The following is a 265-nucleotide window of genomic DNA, read 5'->3' as shown; positions in this document are numbered from 1 at the left end:
CATATGATCATCATGTTTATTGCGTGGTTTATAAGTATTGTTATTGCACACTCAAGGCCCTTTAGCTCAGTGGTTAGAGCAGGCGACTCATAATCGCTTGGTCGCTGGTTCAAGTCCAGCAAGGGCCACCAAATCATTATTTACGTATCAGGAAGAGTTAAGGGTACAAGGGGTACTCGATGGCGGTCTATATTTCATGACTAACGCCATTTCAAGGAAGAAGTGCGGCGGGTGTTCTGGTCAGTAGTAGATGTTTAAGGCGTGG

General features: G+C 45.3%; 1 tRNA gene. It reads left to right on the top strand.

Annotated elements, in window-relative coordinates:
• Positions 1–55: 55 nt before the first annotated feature.
• Positions 56–131: transfer RNA gene (locus AC0L3S_RS39435), tRNA-Ile, on the top strand.
• Positions 132–265: the final 134 nt, after the last annotated feature.

The organism is Bradyrhizobium sp. Ken01, assembly GCF_055807355.1.
The sequence above is the reverse complement of the archived record's forward strand: the minus strand, read 5'-3'. Positions and strand labels throughout refer to the sequence as shown.